The sequence below is a fragment of the Streptomyces sp. NPDC031426 genome (assembly GCF_055581585.1).
The window spans coordinates 468,334-489,710 of sequence record NZ_JBVIJE010000001.1 but is presented as its reverse complement, the minus strand read 5'-3'; the positions used below and the strand labels follow the sequence as shown (position 1 = coordinate 489,710).

Genomic DNA, 21,377 nt, shown 5'->3' with positions numbered 1-21,377 from the left:
CTTCCAGCTCCTCCGCGAGCGCGTGGTGGTGCACTCGTAGCGCCCAGGGGAACCGCCCGGTGCGTCGCCGCGGAAACCAGCCGGCAGGCATCGAAGAGCTCTTGGGTCTGCTCGGCCAGGCGCTGGTCTAGGTGGTGGAACTCGCCTGGCGCTTGCACGGACTGGGCGGGCGGGTACGCCTCCGCTGGGTGAAGCTGAAAGCGTGAGCATCAGTAGCGAGCGCCCGGTAAGTACTGAGCAGATCTACGCAGCGCTGGCCGCTCTGGCGGCTGAGCCGGTCGCGGATCAGGAGAAGCGACCCGAGGGGCCGCAGGAAGAAGACCGCCTGCACCTGCTGGGCAGTCTGCTGGCGAAGACGGAGCTCGAGATCACCGCCGCAACCCGCCTGACCGAGGAAGGGGAGATCGAGGACGTGCTTGAGACGTTGCTCGGCTGGGGGGAGCAGGTAGGAGATCCCGGCCTCGCGGTCAACGTCCTGACGAACCGGCTGCAGCGCACGGCGGTGCAGGTCTCCGAACCCGAGGCGGAAGAACTGCCACCCGGCCGGGAGGCCGCCTTCGCTGCCGTCATGACTGCGGTGTACACCCTCAGCGCTCAGCTGCACGCCGAGCGCGGCGATACGGAGGGAACACGAAGCGCTCTGAGCGGGGCGGAAGAAGCCCTCATCGACATCCTGCAAGGCATGCATGACCTGCGCGTCGCCATCGGCGACGCGGCCGGACCGGAGGATCAAGCCGACGACTGATCCGCAAAAGCGTGCGCCACAGCGGGAGGAACACTGCCGCTACCTGGCTTGTGAAGTGGCCTCGCTCCTGGTCGTGGGCGCCAATCGTGAGGACGACTGACCCACAAGAGCCGCCTCACCCGCGACGTCAAGAGGCGGGCCGACGATGACGGAGTCGCTCGAGCCGGCTCCTTACCAGTCGCTGACGTGCCGGTCATCGGCCGGTCCTGCGCTGTACGCGCCTGCCATAGTGGTGCAGTGCCGGGCCGTCCTGCCACGGCGCATCCGCCGCTTCCCGCGTGAACACAAGGCCGGGTCCACGCTGGTCTCGGCAGCAAGGATTGTCGGCGTGGGCCGGGACGGGGTGGTCAGTGGTCCTGCGGTCCGCCTGACCGGACAAGAAGCCGTCGCTGCGGCACAGGAGAAGCGGCTGCTGCAGTGACAGGGCGTCCCGGGCTGCTGCCCGGGGCGCCCGCATCGCCAGCGGCATCCCCTCAATTTTAGGCAGCGTTGCCCTATCTGCACCTGGGGTGGAGAAGGGCCTGGGAGCGGGCAGCGCCGGGGCTGGGCCGTGTCTGATGGTTCGAGTCGCTCGACCTGGCACCCCAAGGCGCCGGCAGCGAGGCGCCGGCGTGCTCGGTTGCCGAGCAACTGAACCGGGTGAACCATGACATAGGTACCGTTTCTGACCCTTTGAGCAATAGGGATGGGACTTTCGTCGGGGCTTGCACGTGCGACCCGTGGAGGATTCATGGACACGACTCGATCCGCTGCCCGTTTCACCGTCGTTTGCGCCGCCGCTTTGTCCCTCATGGGCGCCGCGTCGCTCCCGGCTCTCGCTTCGTCGACGGCCTCGCCATCAGCGGTCTCCGCTCTGGACAGGCAACTCCTCACAGCAGCCCACCAGGGCAACCTGTGGGAGATCGCCGCCAGTCAGCAAGCTCAGAGCGCCGCGACCACCGCCTGCGTCAAGCGGGTCGCCGCCGACTTCATCCGCGACCACCGCGCCCTCGATGCCGGTGTCGTCAAGACCGCGAGACGACTCGGGGTGACACTGCCGTCCGGGCAAACGGCCGCGCAGCTGAGGCAAACCGCCGCCCTCAAGTCCCTCGCCGGGACGCGCGCGTACGATGCCGCGTGGCTCAAGGCCCAGTACCCCGCCCACGTACAAACCCTCGCGCTCATCGACAAGGAGATCGCCTCGGGCACCAACCCGCTCGTCAAGTCCCTGGCGAAGAGCGCGCGCCCGGTCGTGGCACGCCACACCCAGATGGTCAACCACGGCGTGTGCCACGCATAGCGCCCGCCGACTCACGAACGTGATCCCGGCCCACTGATGTGTGCCTTGTGGAGTGTGCCGGTTGGAGCGGCTCGTCCGCAGCCACTTGCCCCTCCACGTCGGTCTCGGAATCGCTGTGCATGATCCGGGACGCTATGGAGGGCGCGCTGCGCTGCCGTTACTGCGGCGCGACCGAGACGTGACATCGACTCGTCCTCCTCCCCGGGGTGTGTCTGATGTGTGACCGCGCATCAACCGGCATGCGTCCAAGGGGCGTTGGAGGCCCTGTTGCCCATCGGCGACAGGGCCTCCGGCCTACCTGCACACCGCTCAGTGACCGGCAGAACCCTCGGGGCGCGCGTGCCGCGGCAGGAGGAAGGAGAGCAGGAACGTCAGGGCCAGCATGCCGTCGACGATCCACAGCACCGTCTTCATCACGGCGCCGAAACCGCTGCGGAAGGCCGACGTCGCGGTGGTCTCCAGCGCGCCGGGTATCCGGGCGCCGGCCTGCGGCGATGTCATGGCGGACCGAGTGTCCTTCTCCAAGCGGGCGCAGGTCGCCGGGGTGGCGGCAGGATCCTTGGCCACGGCACGGTCGGAGGCGCACCTCCGCAGGTCTGCCACGACGCGGTCCTGGGCGGCCGGTGCCACGTGCGCGGCGCTCAGCTGACCCCGCAAGCCGGCCGAGTGGTGGTCGACGGCGGTGGCGATACCACCGCCCAGCAAGCCGAAGAACACGGTGCCGAGGAGCGCCACGCCGAAGGCGCCGCCGAGCTGCTGCATCGCGGTCATCGTGCCGGACGCCGAGCCCGTCTCGTGCTGCTCGACGCTGGCGAGCACGATGTCGAAGAAGGGGGCCATGAGCAGGCCCATGCCGATGCCGGTGAAGAGCAGGGCCGGCACGAGCTGCCAGGGGCCGACGCCGCTGCCCACCGTCTCGAGGGTCAGCCACACGCCGAACACGCCGAGCGCCATGACCACCGTGCCCGCCTGGAGCACGGCCCGGCCGAACCGGGCGACAGCCTGAGCGACACCGAAACCGACGATCATGCCGGCCGACCAGGGCACCATCACCAGGCCTGCCTTCAGCGGCGAATAGCCGAGGCCGATCTGGGTGTAGAGGTTGAAGACCAGCATGAAGCCCTGCATGGTCGAGAAGAAGACCAGTCCGAGCGTCATGCCTCCGCTGAACCCGCGCTTGCGGAAGAGGCTGGGCACGACCAGCGGGTCCCGGCCTGCCTTGCTGCGGCGCGACTCGTAGATGGCGAAGGCGACGAAGACGGCCACCGAAGCGGCCATCATCGCGAACGTCCACCCGGGCCAGTCGTACTCACGGCCCTGCACCAGCGGGAAGATGATGAGCAGCGCGGCCAGCGAGACCAGGAGCATGCCGGGTATGTCGAGGCGCGGCCTGTCGCCGGACCGGCCCCTGGGCAGGTAGCGCAGGGCTCCGAGGAAGGCCGTGGCACCCAGCGGCAGGTTGATCAGGAAGATCATCCGCCAGCCGGTGCCGAGGTAGTCGGCGTCCACGAGCCAGCCCGCCAGGATCGGCCCGCACACCGCGGACAGCCCCATGATCGGGCCGAACATGCCGAAGGCTTTCTGTGACTCCTTCGGCGGGAACATCTCCTTGATCATGCCGAGGCCCTGCGGCAGCATCACCGCGCCGAACAGGCCCTGCACGACACGTGCGGCGATCAGCATCTCGGGCGACACGGCGACCGCGCACAGCAGCGAGCCCAGGGTGAAGCCGGCGGCACCCACCAGGAACATCCGGCGTCGCCCGTGGATGTCCCCGAGCCGGCCGCCGGTGACGAGGCCGACGGCCATCGAGAGGGTGTACGCGGCGGCGAGCCACTGGAGGGTGGAGGCGCCGCCACCGAGGTCGGCCCGCATGGAGGGGCCGGCGATGTTCGTGACGACCGCGTCGAGGAGATCCATCACCTCGGCCGCGAGGATCACGAAGAGCGCAGCCCAGCGCCACCGGTAGGGCGCTGGCGAGTCGGTGGGCGTCTCGGCGGACGCGACACCGGTGGTGGACATCGGAAACTCCTCACAGAAGGCCGCGTCGCGTCGATGTTCCGCGGGCGCGGTGGATGGCTGGACGGAAACTGCCCGGCTCGCTGGTGCGGTCCAGAAAGACAGGCGGCCGGACGCCTGGCGAACAATGTTCAACCTAGCAGAACACCGCTCACCGTGAGAACGGCGTTCATTAAGATATAGCGCAATTCCTCGACGTCTACAAGATATATCGCGTCTGAGGCAGTGAGAGGCCCTGACCACCAGCAGAACGCTGTTCTCCGTGTCCCTAGACTGGTCCCATGAGCGACGCGGCCGCCGGCACCCCAGCACCCCCTCCGCCATCCCCGTGGCAGCGCGAGCGTCCCGCTCGCAGCCACATCGCGCCCGTACGCACGCCGCTGTCGCGCGAGCGCGTCGCCGAGGCCGCCCTCACCGTGCTGGACCGGCACGGGCTCGACGGCCTTTCGATGCGTCAGGTGGCGGCCGAACTGGGGGTCGCGGTGTCCGCCCTCTACGCCCACGTCAGCTCCAAGGACGACCTCCTGGAGCTCATGTACACGCGGCTCTTCGACGACTACGCGTTGCCCGCACCCGATCCGGAGCACTGGCAGGAGCAGCTGCGGGACTTCGCCCGCGCCTGGCGTCGCCGTCTGCTGTCCCACCGGGACATGGCCAGGATCTCCATGGGGCACGTCCCCTTCACCGCCGAACTGCTGCCGCATGTCGAAGCGTTGCTCGCCATCTTCCGCACCGCCGGGCTGCCCGACCGCATTGCTGCGGAGGCCGGTGACCTCATCTCCACCTACATCGACGGGTTCGTCCTGGAGGAGGGCATGTGGCGAGACCGGGCCGCTCAGCACGGCGGTCACGATGCCTCGCAGGCCCGGCCCGACTGGCGCGAGATGACCGACGAGATGCAGAACTACTTCGCGTCCCTGCCCGCGCAGGACTTCCCCCACCTGCGCGCCCTGGCCGGGCTGATGGTGACGGACTCCTCCGACGAGCGGTTCGACATCGGCCTGGAGATCATCCTGCGCGGCCTGGCGAGTTACCTGCCGGACCCTGCGGCCGGCCCGGTCCCGGAAGCCGACTGAGTCCGGAAGCCGAACGAGTCCCGGGGTCCGGCGCAGCCCGGGAAGCCGACGGCACACGTGGCACGGCCGGATCTGATCGCAGGGGACGTCTCAGCCGCTCGTGACCAGACGCCACTGGCGTTCCAGGAGGCATTCGCCGCACGGTGGGCGACCGCAGCAGCCGACCGCACCATCCGAACCCTTGCGGGCTGCCGACGGAACGCAGCGTGTCCAGTGACGCCGCAGGCCGGTACGGGGCCCCCGCAACACAGACCTTGACCGGCGGCTGCACGGCGTGAGCCGCTACGCGGCGATCATGCTCCCGCAGGAGCACCTCACCCCTGCGGACACGGCATCCCCGGCAACCGTGCGGCCGAGCCTCGTTCGCCCTGCTCCGTGCACCTTTCGCCAGGGTAGGAAAGAACGTACTGAGTACGAGAACTCATGTGCGTCAGGACGCGGGCTGGCAGGCTCCGCGGCATGACAAGCGGCAGACGGGCGCTGACGGCCCTGCATCTCTTCTTGGTATGGGCGACGATGGCGGCCGCGCTGCCGGCGCTCGGCTTCGAGTTGGTGGTGACGGCCTGGGGCGGTGGCGCCGGGGCGGCGGTGCCGGTCCTCGCGTTGGGCGTGCCGCTGATGGTGGGCCTATTGGCGTTGGCGGGCATGCCGGCGAAGACCGTGGTGCCGCTGTGCGGCTCTGCGCGCCGGCGGCTCGGTTGGGCGGCCCTGGTCTTCGTCCTCGGCACGCTCGGCGTGCTGGCGGGCCTGGCCGCGTACGACGGGAACGTCTACCTGGGGAGCGCCGGCACACGGGTCGCGCTGACGGGTGTGCCGTACGCCGTCGCCGCAGCGCTCTTCGTGCCGAGCCGGTGGGTACGGCTGGGGGCGGTGGCTGTGCTGGCGGCCGGTGTGGGCTACGGGGGCTTCATCGGCCCGGCGCAGGCGCAGCAGGGCCGGCACGCGGCGGAGATCGCGCGATACCGGGAGCATCCGGAACTGCTCTATCTGGGCGCTGCGCCACCTGGAATGCACGTATCCCGTGCCGTGGTCGGGCCCGCCTACTTCAGCGTCGACTACCGCCCCGTCCGGGAGGGATACGAGTTGGGGTACGTGGGCCTCGTGGTGCGTTCGCCGCTCACACAGACGCCACGATGCCCAGAGCCCGCGGACAAGGGCGCGACCTGCACGCTGGACATGCACGGCGAGATGCGCATGATCCGCCGCCTCCCCGGTGGCACCCGCGACATCACCCTCACCCGCCACTACCACGACGCGGAGGTGGAGGTCACCAGCCAGTCCCTCGGTGAACCCGGCCTGCGCCACCTCCTGAACACGCTGCACCCGCTGTCGAACACGGAGCTGGAAACGCTGATGCGGGAAAAGGCGATCGCCCAGGGCTACTGAGCCATGCCCGCTCGGGCCAGGTAGCCAACCCCTGCCCGGCGGGTTCTGGCCGCGACGCCGTGAAGGGTCCGCTCAGTGAGAACGGCGTACGAAGCATCGGTTAGCTGTGGTGTCTCGGACCATGGTTACGCGAAGTCCTGGAGGATGAGCTGCTGCGGGATGTCCGCGAGTGGTTGGGGCGGCTGGTCGAAGAGGATCCAGTAGTCGCTCCCGGCGGTCCGGCTGGTGGGCGGCCGGTCGCCAAGCGCGGCGTGCGTCCGCTGGTGGTTGTAGTTCACCAACTCCGGGAGTGCGACACGGCGTTCACGCTCGGTTGTGTAGCCGCGGACGTACTCCGACTCGTGCGAGAGCGTCCCGTTATACCTGTCCACCTTCCCGTTCGTGCGCGGCGGGTACGGCCTGGTTCGCGGGCGGACTCGGTGCCGACGCCGTGCATCCGCCAGCCGCCGCCGGTCGGGATGCGTCCGAGCTTCTTGGTGTCGACGTGGACCAGGTCGCCGACTCGGTCGTGCTCGTAGCGGATGACCTCGCGCAGCTGCTCGCCGGTCGGTGGGTCGAGGTCCCGGAGCCCGGGCCGGCCCGTGCTTGGTCTGCCGCCGCAGCGCCTCCACCAGGTCAACGATGTCCTCGGGGGTGCGGGTGGGGCTGCTGGAGGGGCGTGAGGGGGGGCGAGCAGTGAGGCACAAGCGCAGACGTCCTTCGGGGGTCAGCGGTGCGTTCCCGTGTCCCCTGCTGGTGGCGCTCCTGGATCCGGCCGTCGCGTTCACCGGGAGCCCTGGGATCCCAGGGCTCCCGCGTGAGCGGCTGTGCGTGGCGTCAGCGTGCGAACTTCGCGATGGCCGCTGGGGTGACGGGGGTGAAGAAGTTGACGAGGTTGCCGTCGGGGTCACGGAACAGCAGCGACCGGTTGCCCCAGGGCATCGTGGTGGGCTCGTTGACGAAGTCGGTGACGAAGCCGGTCAGGTTCTGGTGCACGCGGTCCACGTCGTCGACGAGGAACTCGGTGATCACGCTGTGGTTGTCCGCCGCGCGGGCAGAGCCCGGGGCGAACAGCGGGACGGTGCGGGTGTCGGCGATGGCGAGGGTGGCGCCCGCGGTCTTGAGTTCGGCGAAGTCCTTGGTGGCCCAGGTCGCCCGCGCCCCTGTGGCCCGCTCGTAGAACTCGACGAGGCGTGCGACGTCGCTGGTGATGATGCGGATCGAGACGAAGTCCATGGAGATCTCCTTGGCTGTGCTGGAGGCGTGCGCGTCGCAGGCTAGGACAAATAGTGGACAGATTCGGTCCGGTATTCGCGTTAGGCTGCGAACATGCCTCGACCCACCGCCCGCGTGCTGACACTCCTGGAGCTGCTGCAGTCGGGCGGCACCCGGACGGTGGCCGAACTCGCCGAGCGGCTCGGCGTCGAAGGGCGCACCGTGCGGCGGTATGTGGACCAGCTGATCGACCTGGACGTGCCCGTGGAATCGGTGCGCGGCCGCTACGGCGGGTACCGGCTCGCCCCCGGGTACCGCTTGCCTCCGCTCATGCTCAGCGACGACGAGGCACTGGCCGTGCTGCTCGGCCTGGTCGCCGGCCGCCGAGCAGGCTTGACGACGACCGAGCACACGGCAAGCGAGACGGCATCGGCGAAGATCCGGCGGGTGCTGCCCAAGCGCGTCGCCCGTCGGCTCGACACACTCCTGGAAGCTCTCGCCTTCACGGATCATCCCGATGATTTCGACACCCCGGACGCCGAGGTCCTGCTCACCATCGCCGATGCGGTGCGCCACCGCCGACCGGTCTCGATCCGCTACCGCGACCGCGACGGACGCCGCAGCGAACGCACACTGCACGCGTACGGGATCGTCGCCCATGCGGGCCGGTGGTACGTCACGGGCAAGGACGCCGGGATCGGCGAGGGCCGAACCTTCCGGCTCGATCGCATCGCAGACGCGCGGACCCTGCCCGGCTCATTCGAACCGCCCGTGGGTACCAGTCCGGCACAGCGCCTGTTGTCAGCGTTCGCCACGGCCGAGTACCGGCACGAGGTGACCTTGCGGATCCACGGGACGGTCGGGCAGATCCGCGCCCACCTTCCCGCCAGCGTCGCGAGCCTGGAGGAGTACGCGCCCGTGGTAGGCGAGGACCGGGCGACCGAGCGCTGGCTGCGCGTCGAACTGCGGGCGGAGCGGCTCGATTGGTTGCCTCCGGTACTCGCCTCACTCGACCGGCCGTTCGTCATCGAGCGCCCCGATGAACTGCGCGACCTGGTCAACGCGCTCGCCGATCGCCTCGCGTCCTACGCCCGCCAAGTCTGACCGCCGCCCGCCAAGCCTGAACGCGAGGAGCCAATGGCATGAGATGGCACAGTTGGCCATCGCGGATGCGCGGCTAGAACCTGTAGTCGGCCAGCGAGCGATTGACTTGGGCCGGCAGCGCGGTGTGGCTGGAGAAGCTGCTGGGCGAAGGCTCGCTCTGTCGGCCGAGCTGACGCATGCCCGGTCGAGGGAGTCCTGCTCACGATGATCCTTCCCAACGTCCACCTCGATGTCGTGGGGATCGGCACGAGGCACTTGCTGGACGAGGACGGGATGGAACCGTTCGATGACGACGAGATCTACGGGGAACGCTACCCCGACGACGCCTCTCCGCCTACGAACTTCTGCTTCACCGCGGCCAACCAGGTACGACCAGCACCTGATGCTCGACGCGGCGAACGAAGGCATCACCCACTACGCCCCCAACAGATGTGATCACGGGGCCCGTTGGATCGTCACGCCTCCGATCGAGTACGCCAAGCCGGACTTGGTCGTGATCGGCCCGCTGCTCAGTCCGTCCCGGCCTGCCGGGAGCATTCCCGGCTTGGCCGTCCACCACCGCAACCGAGTCCACCGCCATCGGCACCTCCCTGTGCGCCCCCGAGCGCCGGGCCTGCCCAGGGGGCTCACGGTATGGCGGGTTATGCGTCCGTCCGGCACAGCGCGTACAGAACGGCCATGGTGTGCGTCGTCGTCCGGCAGGGCGTCTCGGCGGCGAGCGCACGGCCGGCTGCCAGCAGCAAGTCCGCCGCGTCGCGCACCGTGCAGCACGCCTGGAACTCCCCTGCGATGCCGAGCTGTTTCGCCAGGTGGCGGACCTCTTCCTCGTGCGTGACGAGCTGACTGCGGAGGGCTCCGGTATCGAGAGGCCGCAAACTCTCTGTATCCATCCGACCACAGTAGCGATCCGGCTGCGCCGATTGCGCCCCTTTCTAGATATATCTGGGAAGGTTTTTGGTCGCCGAAGACATGTGAACACCGGTCCAGTTGGTCCATGTACACATGTACGTGCAGATGACGACCACTGCAGGCATCCGGCGTCCAGCGTCCCGAAGGAGTGATCTGCGGCACCGGTGGCGGCTTGCGTGCGGTGTTGTTGACGGCGGCCAACGCCGATATGGGCTTTGCCTGTTCGACATCGGCCTCCTGCCCGGGCGAGACCGCGTCGACGACCTGGACGAAGGCGGGGCGCCTGGCCTGCGCTTCACCAAAACGAGGGCAGCTCAGCTCACGCAAGACCATGACCAGGCCGCCCCCACGCCGCTCACCCACCGCTAACTCAACGAGCAGCTACGGGGGGCGACAGTCGCGCGGGCGCGCCGGCTGCCCCCGCAAATACTGCACGAGTCCGTGACGGCGAGTGGTCGTTCGTCCAGGCCCTGCGCCGCCTCGCGTTCGCGACCGCTTCGGGGGTCGGGCGCTGCATCCTGGCAGATCCCAGTGCGTGCCACCCGCTGTCCCTGCCGTGGGACCACAAGGATCCTCGACAGGAACGCGCGGCCGTCACTCGATGAGGCACTCACCTTGCGGCCGGCTGCGATGGCGCTGATGCGACGGTGGTCGACGGCCTGACCGACGAGCAGATTGACAGCAGCACCGGACCACTGGGCGGTGGCTCATGGACCGACGGACAAGCGGACCAGACGGCCTACCCCCACATGCCTGCCACGCACGAAGACACCAGAGTGGGATACGACAGGCCTGTTGGAAGGGAGTGTCCGCCCGTGGGGATACCGAGATCGCTTCGCTTCCTGAGGACGGGCACAGACACTGGGCGGCGCCGGTCAAGGCGCCCCCGATTGCGTGCCACAGCGGTCACCGTCGCGCTCGCCGCGGCAGCGGCGGGCTCTCCCGCCTCCCGTCCGTCACCGTCGAACCGCACCGGGACTCTCCATGCGGCGGAGGACCGGCACCTGGATTCCGCTGTGATCACGCTGAATCACGCCTACCAGGTACCCGATCGGCTGCCGAGCGCAGAACCGGGCACGCTGATCGCGGCTACAGACCATGGTCCTGATGCGCGGCTGGGGAGCGCGCGGCGCTGGACGGTGCTGTACCAGTCCACCAACGCACGCGGCGCGAACGTTGCCGTAAGCGGCACCGTGCTGCTGCCGTCGGGCCGCGCTCCGCAGGGAGGGTGGCCGGTGGTGTCCTGGGCGCATGGAACCACCGGCGTGGCCGACGCGTGCGCACCCTCGCAGTCGGCGAACCTGGGTTCGGAGGCCTTCGCTGAGGAGCTGCGGGCGCTCCTGCGCGCCGGGTACGCGGTCGCTGCCTCGGACTACCCGGGGCTGGGCACCCCGGGCCCGCACACCTACCTGGTCGGCGCGGACGAGGGCAACGCCGTGGCCGACATCGTCACCGCGGCTCGCCGGCTGGTACCCAGCCTGGCGCCGGTGTGGTTCGCGGTCGGGCACTCACAAGGGGGTCAGGCGGCGCTTTTCGCCACCCACACCCAGCGCCGGACGGGCGCCCAGCGGCTTGGTGCTGCGGTGGCCGTTGCGCCGGCCAGCCACCTGGAGGCCATGCTCGCGGGCGTGAAGGCCTCGCATGTGCCCAGCGAGCTGTCCTTCGCTTTCTACTCGCTCGTCGGGCTGGCAGCGACCGATCCCGGTGGCCCTGGGACGGATCTGCGTTCGCTGCTGGGCCCCTCGGCGGCCGCTACGGCCTCCCGGGTCATCGCCGACTGCGTGACGCACAGCCATCCCGTGCTCAAGGGGGTGAACACCGAGCGGATGCTGCCGCTGAAAGGGGACCAGCTGCGTCGCATGGGCGAGCGGATGGGCGCCTACGGCGATCCGGACCGCTCCGCCATCACCGTCCCCACCCTGGTCATCCAGGGTGACGCCGACCAGGATGTGCCGCCTGCCTGGACCGACGAGGTCGTGGCCCGCCTGCGTCGCCTGGGCTCCCCCTCGCTGGTCTATCGCGTCTATCCCGGTGCGGGCCACGATCAGGTCCTGGGCCAGTCCGTGTGCGATCTCCTGGCCTTCCTCAGCGCCCACGGCGGGGCCCGCCCCGGTGCCTGTACCCCTCCCCGGAGCAGCAGCCACGGTTGAACCGGTTGGGCAGGACGCCGAGCCCTGTTTCGGTGTCGAACCGACCGCAGCGTTCGACGGCGCCTTCGCCGCAGGCGCCTGACGACTGCGGCGTCATGGCTGGTCAGGGGCCTGTCACGCCAATTCATCGAGATGTGGCGCGGGTACGGCTGCCGCCGCCTCGGTCCGCGGCGAGCGGCATGGAGGGTGACGGACCGGCGGTCGTGCCGGCCCACTGCCTGCCACCGGCGGCGGAGGTACTCCGCGGCGAAGATTGCCGTGTCGTGCTCGCACGCGACGCTGACCAACCGGTATGCGGGGCGAGGTCGCGGATTGCGCGGGTGGTCCTCCGGCGAGGCCCGGGGTGTGCCGCCGTGATCGGCCCGGCTCCCGGCTGGAAACAGCGGAGACATGTGCCAGAGTGGAGGCACCGAAACGGCGCGGTCAGCGCGCGGACGGGACAGGAGAGGGCGCCTGTCATGTCCATCCATTTCGATCCCCGCAGTGCGGGGACGGCCCGCTCCGTCTCCGTCGACCGGCGGGGCGAAGAGTACGCGGACCTGTTCGGACAGGCCCCGGTGATCTTTGCTGCGCTCAGTGGGCCGGGACACCTGCTGGAAGCGGCGAACTCGGCATTCTTCGAGACGCTCGGGTGCGACCGCGGGCGCCTCGGCGAGCCGGTCGGAGAGGTGATTCCGGAACTGGCGCCGCAGGGCGTCCTCGACCGGCTCGATGCGGTCTACGGCACCGGTGTCGCGTACCGGGCCCGGGGCGGACGGCTTCTGCTGGGCAGGCCGGGCCTGCAGCGGGAAGGATTCTTCGACGTCACCTACGAGCCCCGCCGGGACACCGCCGGCCGGATCGACGGGATCGTGGTGATCGCCGTCGAAACCACCGCGTACCACCACGCTCATCTCCTGGCCGCCGAGCAGCGCGCGCTGCTCGAGCAGATCGCACGTGACGCCCCACTGGACGAGATCCTCCGAGGAATGGCCACAGCGATCGAGGAGCTCTCCCCGGACATGCTCGTCTCGGTACTGCTCGTCGATCCCGACGGACAGCGCCTGCGGCACGGCACCGGCCCACGCCTGCCCGACTTCTACAACGAGGCGATCGACGGAGCACCCATCGGCGAGGGCGTCGGCTCGTGCGGCACGACCGCGTTCCGGCGTGAACCCGTGATCGTCACGGACATCGCCACCGATCCCCTGTGGAAGGACTACCGTGACCTGGCACTGAGAGCCGGGGTCGCCGCGTGCTGGTCCACACCCATCCAGGACGCGGACGGCCGACTGCTGGGCACCTTCGCGATGTACCACCGCACCCCCAAGGCTCCCCAGGACAAGGACATGGCGCTCAGCGCCTCCTTCACCCGCATCGCCGCGCTGGCCATCGAACGCCATGCCGCGGTGGAGGCGCGCCACGCCGCCCAGGAACGCGAGAAGGCCGCCCGAGAGGATCTGGCCTTCCTGCTGGAGGCCAGCACCGCCATCACGGGCGAGACACACTATTCGAACAGCCTCCAGCGCATGGCCCGGCTGACCGTCCCGACCCTGGCGCCGCTGTGCGCTGTCCACGTATGCGACTGCGGCCAGACTCAGCGCATCGCCGTCGCGGCGTCGACCCGGGAGGAGGAGAATCTCCTCTCCTCCCCCGCGCTGTGCGACGAGGTGGACGCCGCTGTCGCCCGCGTGCTTGCCTCCGGCGCCACCGAGTCCGCCCACGCGAGCGGCCCGCGCACCCGGCTCGGTGCCAGGGACTACGTGTGCGTGCCGCTGACCACTCGGGGCCGCACCTTCGGAGCGCTGACCCTCCTGGCCACCGACCTGCCCCTGGACGAACGCAAGGTCGCCCTGGCCGAGGAACTCGCCCGCCGGGCCGCTTCGAGTGCCGACAACGCCCATCAGTTCACCGACCGCGTCCAGCTTTCCCACGATCTTCAGGCAGGCCTGTTGCCTCCCGAGTTGCCCAGGATTCCCGGCGCCGCCCTGGCTGCTTCGTACCATCCCGCCGGTGAGGGCCTCGAGGTCGGCGGCGACTTCTACGACGTCTTCCCGCTGCCCGCCGACCGCTGGGCCCTCATGATCGGCGACGTCTCCGGACGCGGCGCTCTGGCAGCCACCACCACCGGAATGGTCCGCCACACCGCGCGCGCCGCCGCCCGCCTCCTCAACGAACCGGCGGCCGTGGTCACCGCCATCAACGACGCCTTGATGGGCAACACCGCCGATGACGACCAGTTCGTTTCACTCGTCTACGGCGAGCTGCGGCACAGCGCGTCCCACCTCGCGCTCAACCTGATCCGAGCAGGCCACGTACCGCCGCTCGTGCGCCGCGCCGACGGCACGGTCGTAGAACTCACTGAGTCGGGCCTGCTGTTGGGTATCGGTCCTGACCCCGGCTTCTGCCCGTGCCGCATCGACCTGTATCCCGGTGACAGCCTCGTCCTGGTCACGGACGGCATCACCGAGGCCCGTTCCGCCGACGGCGAGTTCTTCGGCGAGGAGCGCCTGGCCGACGCGCTCGTCGCCGTCCGGACCACGACGCCCTCAGCCACCGCCGTCGTCGAGTCCATCACCACCGCAGTCACCGCGTTCGCAGGCAGTGCCACCCTCGACGACCAGGCCGCACTGGTGATCACCGCCGTCTGAGGGGCCGAATGGCGCGGCATCCGTTCCGCCGCCTCGTTCGCACCGCCGGCAGGGGCCGCCCCCAGCGGTGCGGCGACTCACCGAATCCGAGACCTCTTCGAGTTCCCACTCGGAGCAGGTCTCGGCGCGGTGGCGCACTTTGCGCATCCGAATGCACCTGCCCGAGGACTTCGGTGTGCGCGACTGGACCTACAGCAAGGTCGCGGGGAGAACCCCGTAGAGGTCTCCGCCAGCGTCCGGCCCCGCTCGCCGATCTGCACCATGACCGGTACGGGCACTCGTGCAAGGACGGGGCGCGCCAACCTGCCTCCTCCGGTGCGGGCCGACTCGGCCCGTCATCCTTCGTCCGGAGGGTTCTTCTGCCAGCGGCCTCATTGCGATCGTTTCTCGGCCGGGTGTGAGCGATTGCGGTCTTGGTTACACCAACTTAACGTCCGAGGAGTCGGGTTCTTCCGATAAGGCCGATATCAACTTGTATGTCGGCTTCCCGTCGTGCCATCGAACGGAGCATTCATGTCGGTAATGACCGGTACTCCGCCCCTGCAGCAGTTCGGCCAGCAGATGGGCGGCCCGCAACAGCAGATCGCCCAGGTCGTCCAGCAGGCCATCCAGCAGGCGTGTCAGCAGGCGAGCCAGCAGATCGCGCAGCGGATGCAGCAGACGCTGCAGCAGATCCAGCAGGTCCAGCAGCAGCTTCAGCAGCAGGGCCTCGCCCATCAGGCGCACCCCTACCTGGCTCTCGCGCTGCACCACACGCTGCAGCAGGGCGTCCGAAGCGCGGTGGAGCACTCCGTGCAGCAGGCGCTGCCGACCGCGATCGTGACGCTGCTCCAGCAGAGCCAGCAGGGCCAGCAGGGCCAGCAGGGCCAGCAGCCGTGGGGCGGTGGGTTCGGCCAGCAGCCGTTCGGCCAGCAGTTCCCGCAGTACCAGCAGCCCAGCTTCGGCTACGGCCAGATGGGTCAGCCCTTCGGTATGGGCTGACCTGAGGCGGCAGCGCGATGCGGTGTGTCCCGGAGTCGTTCCCGGGCACACCGCATCACCGTGGAAGCACGGGCCGCCCGTTGCCCACAGGAGCACACACACAGGACGTAGGCGTGGTGAAGGTGGAGGCAATGGTCAAGGAAAGGCCCGGGAACAACCGGGAGAGCGGATCCGAAGGCACACAGCCGAATGGGTCGGTGCCTGAGGGCAAAGCGGCGGGGCCAGGCAAGGAAGGTGCTCGCTCACCGCGGACGGTTCAGCCGCGCCGGGAACGGTACCTGGTGGCACCGCTTCCGCAGCATCTGCTCCCGCCAGGGGTGCCCGAACTCGGCATGGACGCGCTTTGTGACCAGCTGGAGCAGATGCCCGAGGTCAAGGTGATCCGCAGGCTGCGGCCCTCTGCAAAGGCCCAGCCGTCAGGCCTTCACCCCTCCTGCCCGGAGATCGCAGTCGTAGAGGCAGCCGAGGCCCGGATCCCGGTGATGCAGTCGCTGCACGTACACATCGAGCCGGACCTGCCATTGGCCGGAACCGGACTGGCCACCATGCCTACCGCGGGAATTCTGCCGCTGCGCGACCCGGGGCTGGTCATGCACATGGAGCAACCCGAGGACATCTCCCTGCGCGTGTGTGGCCCGGAAGGCGAACCCTTGGCCGGCGCCGGGGTGTTCCTGATCGGAACGACCTGGCCGAGCCAGGGCGTCACCGGGGCGGACGGGACGGTCACCATCACGCCGGCCACGGAGACCGCTCGCTCCATCGGGTCCCTGTACGTCCGGCCTGCAGGCGGATACATGGACCGCTGGATTCATCGGCCCGACCTGTCCGCGGGCAGGGAGAACGTCGTCACTCTCACCCCACTGACGCAGGTGTACCCGGAGTTGGAGGAACGGCAAGGTTACGGCTGGGGCCAGCAGGCCATGCGGCTGGACCGGCTGCCCCCCACGTTCCGCGCCTTCGGCGTCAAGGTCGCCCTCATCGGCTCGGGTGTCAGTGCCGACCATCCCGACCTGAACCAACCCGTGCGCTCCGGGGTCGATCTGGTACGCGGCACGGACGACGGCTGGGCACGCGACGTGACCGGCTCCGGCACACATGCGGCAGGGATCGTCGCCGGGGCGGACACCGGCAAAGGCGTCATCGGCATCGCGGTCGACGCCGAGATCGAGGTCTGCAAGGTCATGCCGGACGGGCATTTCAGCGACCTCATCGCGGCCCTCGACCACTGCATGGAACGCGAGATCGACATCGCCCACATCGCGGTGGCCGTCCCGTACCCGTCGGCGCTGGTCTCCCGCAAACTCGCCGACGCCCACGCGGCCGGGATCGCCTGCGTCGCCCCGGCGGGCGACACGGCCGGGCCGGTGGCCTTCCCGGGCTCGCTGCCCACCGTGTTCACCGTGGGCGCGCTGGGAGTCTTCGGCTCGTATCCACAGGAGACGTCCCAAGCCTGCCATTCAGGGGCACAGTTGACACCGGAAGGGCTGTTCGCCGCGCCGTTCAGCTGCCATGGCCCGGGAGTGGACGCCGCCGCCCCCGGTGTGGCGGTCCTCTCCTGCTCGCCGCAAGGCGGCTACACGGCCCTCGACGGAACCGCCACCGCCTCGGCCCACGTCGCCGGCCTTGCCGCTCTCGTTCTCGCTCACCACGAGGACTTCCACGGCCAGTTGCTGCCCCGCGGCCCCGGCCGGGTCCACCATCTGTTCGAGATCATCGCCGCCAGCTGCCGCCAACTCGCCGCCCCGGGCACCGCGGAGGCGGCCCGAGTCGGACACGGCCTGCCCGACGCCCTGGTCGCCCTCGGCCTGGCTCCCGGAGTGCAACTTGCTCCTGCGATGTCGCCCTACGCTCCGTCCATGGCCGGTTGAACCAGCCCGCGCGGCACGCTCACACAACGGCACCCGCCTTGAAGGACGGGTGCCGTTCGGCTTGTCGCGGTGAGGTCCCGTCCCAGCCCGGCCGTCGTCGACTCCCTCGCCCGCACGCTGCGTCTGGAGGGGGACGAACACGAGCACCTGCGCCGGCTGGCGGACCGCGCCGCCCGGAGCGCCCCCGAGCCACCCACCGCGCCCAGCCGCGCGGTGCGGCCAGGCGTCAGGCTGCTGCTGGAGAACCTGCGACCGAGCCCCGCCTACGTCCTGAGCCGCACCCTGGACGTACTCGCCGCCAACCCCGGCGGCCTGCACCTGTACGCGGGCATCGACAGCTGGCCGGTCAGGCAGCGCAACCTCGCCCGCTACTCCTTCCTCCACCCTGCGGCCCGCGACCTGTTCCCCGAGTGGGAGACGCGGATCCGCGGCTGTGTCGCACGCCTGCGGGCCCTGGCCGGCACCGACCCCGATGCCCCCGACCTCGCCCAGCTCGTCGGCGAACTCCTGCTCATGAGCGAGGACTTCGCCCGCCTGTGGGAACGCTACGACGTCCGCGCCCACCGCCCCGGCACCAAGCACTTCCACCACCCCCAGGGTCGGCGACCTCACCCTCGACCACCAGTCCATGCTGCTCGAAGGCACCCCCGGCCACCGCCTCCACGCAGACGGTTTCCATCTGCACCACCGCGGGCCGGATCAAGGGCGTGCGGTTCGCGTGCTCGACCAACGCGCTCAAGGTGCTCCAGCAGTACCGCAAGGGCGAGAGTGACCTGATCGAGCGTGACGGCGCCTTCTACCTGATCGCCACCTGCGAGATCCCCGAGGCCGCCCAGTTCGAGCCGGACTCGTTCATCGGCGTCGACCTCGGCATCGCCAACATCGCCACCACGTCCACCGGCTACCAGGCCGCCGGGCGCGGCCTGAACCGGTACCGCAAGCGGCAGATTGCCTTGCGGGCCAAGCTCCAGAAGAAGGGCACCAAGAGCGCCAAGCGCCGGTTGAAGGAGCGCTCCCGCCGCGAACGGCGGCACGTCAAGAACACCAACCACATCATCGCCAAGACGATCGTGACCGAGGCTGAACGCACCTTTGCCGGGATCTGCCTGGAAGAACTCAAGGGAATCCGGCAGAGGGTACGGCTCCGCAAGCCCCAACGGGTCACCCTCCACGCCTGGGCCTTCGCCCAGCTCGGAGGCTTCATCGTCTACAAGGCCAAGCGGGCCGGTGTGCCCCTGGTCCTCGTCGACCCCGCGTACACGTCGCAGACATGCGCCGAGTGCGGCCACGTCGACAAGCGCAACCGTGTCGACCAGGGGCTTTTCATCTGCCGGGGGTGCGGGGTCGTTGCCCACGCCGACCGGAACGCTTCCCACAACATCGCCCAACGTGGCGAGAGCGTGTGGAACGCGGGGCGTGAGTCACACGTCCCTGCCACCCCGTAAGGGGTGTCTGGACGGAGGAGCCAGCCCAGCAGCCAGTTGGGCACTACCTCCAAACCCGGTCCTTTAAGGCCGGGTCAAGTTGACGGATCCTGAAGCATGCGCCCGGATGACTGGCACCTCACCGAAGACATCGACGACTTTCTCGCCCGCGCCGGAGACTTCCTGTGCTCGCGCCCCGTCATGCACAACACGCCGCTGACAACGCTCGAGAAACTGCGCACACACGGGGCGAACGCATACGGTGCCGAAGCCACCGTCTTCGGCCGACTGGAGTCAGGGGGCGAGGTCCGCGCCATCTTCTACCGCACTCCGCGCGGCCGCCTGACCCTCACCACCCTCTCCCCCGAGCAGGCAGAGACTCTCGCCGGCCACCTGACCGATCTCGGCCACCCCTTCTCCGGTGTCACCGCGGATCACGACACCGCCACCGCTTTCGCCGAGGCCTGGCAGCGGCACACGGGCGCGGCGCCGGTACGCGACTGGCGGGGCCTTCTCCACCGGCTCGGCACGCTCACCCCGCCGGAGCCGGTCCCAGCGGGCCGGGGCCGACTCGTGGGCGAGCGCGACCACGAGCACCTCATGCGCTGGTGCCGAGAGTTCACCGCGGACGTCGGGGAAGTCGTCTCCATCGACGCCGCTTCCTGGGCCGGCACACGCTTCGCCGAGAAGCGCTACACGTACTGGGAGAACCCGGACGGCACACCCGTCTCCATGGCGGGCGCGAACCCGATGGTCGCAGGCCAGGTCCGGGTGGATCCCGTCTACACCCCGGCCCACCTCCGCGGTCGCGGCTACGCGGGCGCCGTGACGGTCGAGGTGAGCCGAGCCGCGCTGGCCGCAGGCGCCACGGATGTCGTCCTGTTCACGGACCCGGCCAACGCCACCAGCAACGCCCTCTACCAGCGCATCGGGTTCGTCCCGGTTGCCGGCTTCACCGGGTACAGCTTCTCCTACGAGCGACCAGAAGCCGGCTGGGCACACGGCCTACGCAAAACACAGCTGCCACCAGGAAGCCGACCGGTCGGAAGCGACGCCGTCACGCCGCCAGTCGGTCCGCCCAGGCCTGGTCCAGCGCCCGCGTGAACGTCTCCCGTAGCGGGCCGACTTGACAATCCTCCGTGACCGTTCAACCACCCAAACGAATCTGCCCCACGCGCCCCGATCCGTTGGTCCAGACTAGCCATCATTGACATGAACACGGTCTAGACTTCTGAATACGCCGTACACGGCACCCCCCACAGCCGAGGAAGGCCTTCACATGGTCAGATCTGGTACGGAAGTCGCCCGGCGCCACCCCCTGTTGAGACTGCTCGCCCTGCTCGCGTTGGTATTCACCCTCCAGGCGGCCCCGGCGCACACCGCCCAAGCCGCCACCCCCTTCAAGGTGCTCGCCTTCTATGACGGCACCTACGACGCAGCGCACATCAGCTTCGACCACGAGGCCAACACGTGGTTCCCGCAAGCCGGTGCGCAGAACGGGTTCACGTACACCTCGACCACGGACTGGAGCGAGCTCAACACCGCGAACCTGGCCAACTACCAGGTGGTGATGTTCCTCGACGACTACCCGCACACCGCGTCGCAGCAGTCCGCCTTCCAGACGTACGTGTCCAACGGAGGCGGCTTCATCGGCTTCCACGTCTCGGCGTACAACGACGACACAAGTGACTGGCCCTGGTACCACAACACCTTCCTGGGCACCGGCACGTTCAAGAGCAACTCCTGGGGGCCGACCTCGGAGACGCTGAAGATCGAGGACACCGTCCACCCGGCCACGGCCGGCCTGCCGGCCACCATCACATCGTCGGTCAGCGAGTGGTACAGCTGGCAGAACGACCTGCGGCAGAACCCCGACATCGACATCCTGGCGTCGATGGATCCGTCGACCTTCCCGATCGGCACCGACCCCAACCAGACCTGGCACAGCGGCTATTACCCCATCGTCTGGTCCAACCGCCACTACAAGATGGTCTACAACAACTTCGGCCACAACGCGATGGACTACTCCACCAACACCACTCTGTCCTCGACGTTCGCGAGCGCCCAGCAGAACCAGCTTCTCCTGCAGGAGATCAAGTGGGCGGCGGGACAGTCCGGTCCGGTCACCCCGCCCCCCACCGTCACGGGCCCGATACACGGATACGGCGGCAAGTGCGTGGACGTCGCCGGCGCGAACACGACCAACGGCACGGCGGTTCAGCTCTACGACTGCAACGGCACCAGCGCGCAGGACTGGACGGTCGGCGACGGCACACTCACCGCACTCGGAAAGTGCATGGACGTGACCGGGGCCGGCACCGCCAACGGCACCAAAGTGCAGCTGTACGACTGCAACGGCACCGGCTCGCAGGTCTGGCAACCGGGGGCGGCCGGCTCCCTGGTCAACCCGCAGTCGGGCAAATGCCTGGACGCCACCGGACCCAGTTCGGCCAACGGCACCCGGCTGCAGATCTGGTCATGCGCCCAAGCGGCCAACCAGAGCTGGACCCTGCCCTCCTGAGCCGACTCCGGCACAGGCCCGGCCGGGTTCGTCCGGCCGGGCTCCCTGCCCAGAGGCGGGAGCTGCACGCGCCGGTGGACGCAGGCCGAGC

15 protein-coding genes and 4 pseudogenes are annotated in these 21,377 nt (G+C 69.4%); 14 read left to right on the top strand and 5 right to left on the bottom strand.

Translation table 11 applies throughout. The annotated features are described in order from the left end of the window. The first annotated feature begins 202 nt into the window (after positions 1-202). The gene (locus ACZ5NH_RS02440) at positions 203-745 is read left to right on the top strand and encodes a hypothetical protein (RefSeq protein WP_388635267.1); all 543 of its coding nucleotides are present in this window, start codon (positions 203-205) and stop codon (positions 743-745) included. A gap of 730 nt (positions 746-1,475) precedes the next feature. Further along, positions 1,476-2,024 carry a DUF4142 domain-containing protein gene (locus ACZ5NH_RS02435; protein WP_468772553.1) on the top strand — a complete coding sequence of 183 codons (549 nt, stop codon included), beginning with the start codon at positions 1,476-1,478 and terminating at the stop codon, positions 2,022-2,024. 309 nt (positions 2,025-2,333) lie between these two features. Here the strand turns inward: ACZ5NH_RS02435 and ACZ5NH_RS02430 are convergent, their stop codons facing one another. Next, a complete protein-coding gene (locus ACZ5NH_RS02430) occupies positions 2,334-4,046 on the bottom strand; it encodes an MFS transporter (RefSeq protein WP_468772552.1) in 1,713 nt (570 codons plus the stop codon). A 278-nt stretch (positions 4,047-4,324) separates the two neighbouring features. Here ACZ5NH_RS02430 and ACZ5NH_RS02425 point away from each other — a divergent pair, with 278 nt between their 5' ends. From ACZ5NH_RS02425 to ACZ5NH_RS02415, 3 genes are all read left to right on the top strand, one after another. After that, positions 4,325-5,119, top strand: a complete 795-nt coding sequence (locus ACZ5NH_RS02425; RefSeq protein WP_468772551.1) for a TetR/AcrR family transcriptional regulator — start codon at positions 4,325-4,327, stop codon at positions 5,117-5,119. A 57-nt stretch (positions 5,120-5,176) separates the two neighbouring features. Next, on the top strand, positions 5,177-5,377 hold the full coding sequence (locus tag ACZ5NH_RS02420; RefSeq protein WP_468772549.1) for a DUF6207 family protein: 201 nt from the start codon (positions 5,177-5,179) through the stop codon (positions 5,375-5,377). Between the two features lie 201 nt (positions 5,378-5,578). Next, complete coding sequence (locus ACZ5NH_RS02415; protein WP_468772548.1) at positions 5,579-6,505, top strand: hypothetical protein; 927 nt, start codon at positions 5,579-5,581, stop codon at positions 6,503-6,505. Positions 6,506-6,630: 125 nt separating this feature from the next. Here ACZ5NH_RS02415 and ACZ5NH_RS02410 read toward each other — a convergent pair. Further along, positions 6,631-7,272, bottom strand: a pseudogene (locus ACZ5NH_RS02410) (integrase core domain-containing protein). A 49-nt stretch (positions 7,273-7,321) separates the two neighbouring features. Further along, positions 7,322-7,720 carry a VOC family protein gene (locus ACZ5NH_RS02405; protein WP_468772547.1) on the bottom strand — a complete coding sequence of 133 codons (399 nt, stop codon included), beginning with the start codon at positions 7,718-7,720 and terminating at the stop codon, positions 7,322-7,324. Positions 7,721-7,813: 93 nt separating this feature from the next. Here ACZ5NH_RS02405 and ACZ5NH_RS02400 point away from each other — a divergent pair, with 93 nt between their 5' ends. Next, complete coding sequence (locus ACZ5NH_RS02400; RefSeq protein WP_468772546.1) at positions 7,814-8,803, top strand: helix-turn-helix transcriptional regulator; 990 nt, start codon at positions 7,814-7,816, stop codon at positions 8,801-8,803. A gap of 641 nt (positions 8,804-9,444) precedes the next feature. On the opposite strand, the gene ACZ5NH_RS02395 is transcribed toward ACZ5NH_RS02400, so the two are convergent. Together ACZ5NH_RS02395 and ACZ5NH_RS02390 are read right to left on the bottom strand one after the other, a co-directional pair. Continuing rightward, positions 9,445-9,693: a hypothetical protein gene (locus tag ACZ5NH_RS02395; protein ID WP_388635283.1), complete on the bottom strand. Its 249-nt coding sequence runs from the start codon at positions 9,691-9,693 to the stop codon at positions 9,445-9,447. A 124-nt stretch (positions 9,694-9,817) separates the two neighbouring features. Then, positions 9,818-10,045, bottom strand: a pseudogene (locus tag ACZ5NH_RS02390) (ABATE domain-containing protein); the annotation flags it as partial. A 683-nt stretch (positions 10,046-10,728) separates the two neighbouring features. On the opposite strand from ACZ5NH_RS02390, the gene ACZ5NH_RS02385 reads away from it, so the two are divergent. From ACZ5NH_RS02385 to ACZ5NH_RS02350, 8 genes and pseudogenes are all read left to right on the top strand, one after another. After that, complete coding sequence (locus ACZ5NH_RS02385; RefSeq protein ID WP_468772544.1) at positions 10,729-11,862, top strand: alpha/beta hydrolase family protein; 1,134 nt, start codon at positions 10,729-10,731, stop codon at positions 11,860-11,862. 458 nt (positions 11,863-12,320) lie between these two features. Continuing rightward, on the top strand, positions 12,321-14,492 hold the full coding sequence (locus ACZ5NH_RS02380; RefSeq protein ID WP_468772542.1) for a SpoIIE family protein phosphatase: 2,172 nt from the start codon (positions 12,321-12,323) through the stop codon (positions 14,490-14,492). A 513-nt stretch (positions 14,493-15,005) separates the two neighbouring features. Continuing rightward, positions 15,006-15,473, top strand: a complete 468-nt coding sequence (locus ACZ5NH_RS02375; RefSeq protein ID WP_468772541.1) for a hypothetical protein — start codon at positions 15,006-15,008, stop codon at positions 15,471-15,473. Between the two features lie 332 nt (positions 15,474-15,805). After that, entirely contained in the window at positions 15,806-17,341 is a 1,536-nt protein-coding gene (locus ACZ5NH_RS02370) for a S8 family serine peptidase (RefSeq protein WP_468772540.1), read from the top strand. 75 nt (positions 17,342-17,416) lie between these two features. Then, positions 17,417-18,113, top strand: a pseudogene (locus ACZ5NH_RS02365) (MmyB family transcriptional regulator); the annotation flags it as partial. Next, positions 18,007-18,786: pseudogene (locus tag ACZ5NH_RS02360) on the top strand (RNA-guided endonuclease InsQ/TnpB family protein); the annotation flags it as partial. The pseudogenes ACZ5NH_RS02365 and ACZ5NH_RS02360, both read left to right, overlap by 107 nt. A 96-nt stretch (positions 18,787-18,882) precedes the next feature. Further along, positions 18,883-19,869, top strand: a complete 987-nt coding sequence (locus tag ACZ5NH_RS02355; RefSeq protein ID WP_468772538.1) for a GNAT family N-acetyltransferase — start codon at positions 18,883-18,885, stop codon at positions 19,867-19,869. Positions 19,870-20,044: 175 nt separating this feature from the next. After that, a complete protein-coding gene (locus ACZ5NH_RS02350; RefSeq protein WP_468772536.1) occupies positions 20,045-21,286 on the top strand; it encodes a ThuA domain-containing protein in 1,242 nt (413 codons plus the stop codon). Positions 21,287-21,377 lie beyond the last annotated feature (91 nt).